Raw genomic sequence first — 2,663 nt, forward strand, 5'->3', positions numbered from 1 at the left:
TTCAGCTCACGGTAGGTCAGCGACTCTTCACCGCACAGTACCGCGACTTGCTCCGGCGTGTTCGCGACCTGCTGCTCAAACAGACTGCTTAGCGTCTGATCCTGCGGATAGGCTGCCGCCGTATCTCCCCATACCTGAACGATCTGTGCCTGTTCTTCTGGTGTCACCAATTCCAGCTCATTCACACGGATATGCGGATTGTTCACGATTTGCTCGATGACATGCAGTACATGTCCCTGCATCCGCTCGATCGTAGACCGGTCGTACACATTTGCGTTGTATCTGAACATGATGCGGAAGGCTTCATCCGGCATCACAATCAAGTCCAGATCATAGTTCGTCTGCTCAACAACCTCTACATTCGTAATGTCAAATGCAGACGGACGAACTTCACCCAACTGCTCGACTTGCTCCTCGACCGGATAGTTTTCAAATACCATAATGTGATTAATCAGATGCTGCTTCTGCTCGGTCAGCGCCTGAATTTCATATAGCGGGAAGCTGTCATATACTCCCGAAGCCAGCGCTTGCTCCTGCGTGTTCCGCATGATGTCGACAAACGTGGCATTCCGCTCACTTTGAATCCGAACCGGAATCGTATTAATGAACAGACCGATCATATTTTCTACGCCAGCAATATCCGTCGGACGTCCAGATACGACACTGCCGAATACAACATCTTCATTGTTATTATATTGCTGCAAAATCAGGCCCCACACGCTCTGCATCAGCGTATTGATCGTGACCTGCTGCTGCTTGGCAATCCGGTACATGGCTTCGCTCCACGTTGGATCCAGCTCCACCGTTATTTTTTCAGAAACATATTCACTGGTATCGCTTGTTGTCGTGGACAGAACACTTTCCCTGCTGTCTGCTACTTGGTCTTTCGATGCAGTATCCGATCCAGGCAGCAACGTCTGCTGTTCAAAGCCCGCCAAATAGTTGCTCCAATACTCTTTTGCCGCACGTTCGTCCTGACGCTCTAGCCATTCGATATATTGGCCATACGGTGTGATTGGAGCAAGCTCCGGCTGTTTCTGCTCCAGCAGCGCAAAGTACGTACCAAACACTTCCCCGGTAACGAGCGATAAGCACCAGCCGTCCATGATAATGTGATGGAAGCTCCAGACCCAGTGATACGTTTCTTCATCGGTCTGCCATACCTGTACGCGCATGAGTGCATCCGTACCGAGATCAAAGCCCCGAGCCTGATCCTCCTGCTTCAACGCCTGGATATACGCCTGTTGTTCTGCTTTCCGCATTCCGCGTACATCCTTAAAGGAAAGGTCGCTATCTTTGTGACGGAACACCAGTTGCAATGGCTCCTGACCGTGTCCGGTCTCAAACCGATGGAAATTCGTCCGCAGCGCTTCATGACGCTGTGTCAGCAGATCTAGGCTCTTGCGGAAAACAGCAACATCGAAGCTGCCTTTTTGATCAAACGAGGCTTGCTGGAAGTATGCGCCTGAGTTCGGTTCCATCAAGCTATGGAACAGCATCCCTTTCTGCATGGGAGAAAGAGCATACACATTTTCCAGTTCACCCACAGAAGCCGTTTGCTCTGTTAATTGCTCCAGTTGTTCCAACGACAAGCCTTTGAACAAGACATCGCTTGGCGTTAGTTCGCTCCGCTCTTGGGAGGCACAATGCTTGATCACTTCCTGCAAGCTCTCCTGCAGCAGCCGGGCAAACTTCTCTACATTTTGCTGATGATATACTTGGCTGTCATAGCGAATTTCCAAGGTCAGCACGCCTGCTGTAATCATGCCGTTCACATTCAGCGGCTGCTCCAGCACGGTATAACCACTCATCGGCTCTCCGTCCGTATGCGAAGACAGCACGATGTCACTCTGTTCCAAATCCTGATCAAATTGTCCCAAATAGTTAAAGCTGATCTCAGGCTGCAGATTCAAGGAAGGATCGGCATTATCCGAAGACATATACTTCAAAATACCGTAGCCAATGCCCTTATGCGGCACATGACGCAGGTCCTCTTTGACCCGCTTGATGCGCTGCCCTACTTCCGCCTTTCCATCGACATCCAGCAGCACCGGATACTGACTTGTAAACCAGCCCACAGTACGTGTAATATCCACATCTGGAACAATAGCTTCCCGGCCATGCCCCTCCAGATTGACCAGCACACGCTTCTGCCCGCTCCAGTTGTACAATGCGCTGCCGAGTGCGGTTAACAGCAGATCATTGACCTCTGTGTTGTACGCACGATGTGATTCCTGAAGCAGCAGCCGGGTTTCCTGTTCGCTCCAAGCCACGGTCACCGTCTCACTATCTCTGACCCAAAAAGGCTGTCCTGCCGCTTTGTCTTGATCCTTAGGTAGCGATGCGACTGCCATGTGGGCAAGACGCTGCCAGTATTCGCGTTCGTTGTCAATGGCCGGACTGTTCGCATATTGAGACAACCGCTCTGCCCAAGCAGAGAACGAATCCGTTTTATAAGGCAAGCGAATCGCTTCTCCCCGAACGGCCTGTTCATATCCAGTCGCAAAATCTTCAAACACAATCCGCCATGAGATGCCATCTATAACCAAATGGTGAATGGCAATCAGTAAATGATCTCCATCCATGCAGCGGAAAAGTCCCAGCTTCACCAGCGGTCCTTCATTCAGACGAATGGAGCTTTGGATGGCATTGGCTTTCGTTTC

General features: G+C 50.8%; 1 protein-coding gene. It reads right to left on the reverse strand.

Going from position 1 to position 2,663, the window contains the following annotated elements:
* A partial coding sequence (locus tag OIU26_RS25750) for a condensation domain-containing protein (protein WP_264218407.1) occupies positions 1-2,663 on the reverse strand: 2,663 nt, incomplete at both ends.

Origin of the sequence: Paenibacillus sp. BT-177 (assembly GCF_025846815.2) — a bacterium.
Classification (GTDB): domain Bacteria; phylum Bacillota; class Bacilli; order Paenibacillales; family Paenibacillaceae; genus Paenibacillus; species Paenibacillus polymyxa_C.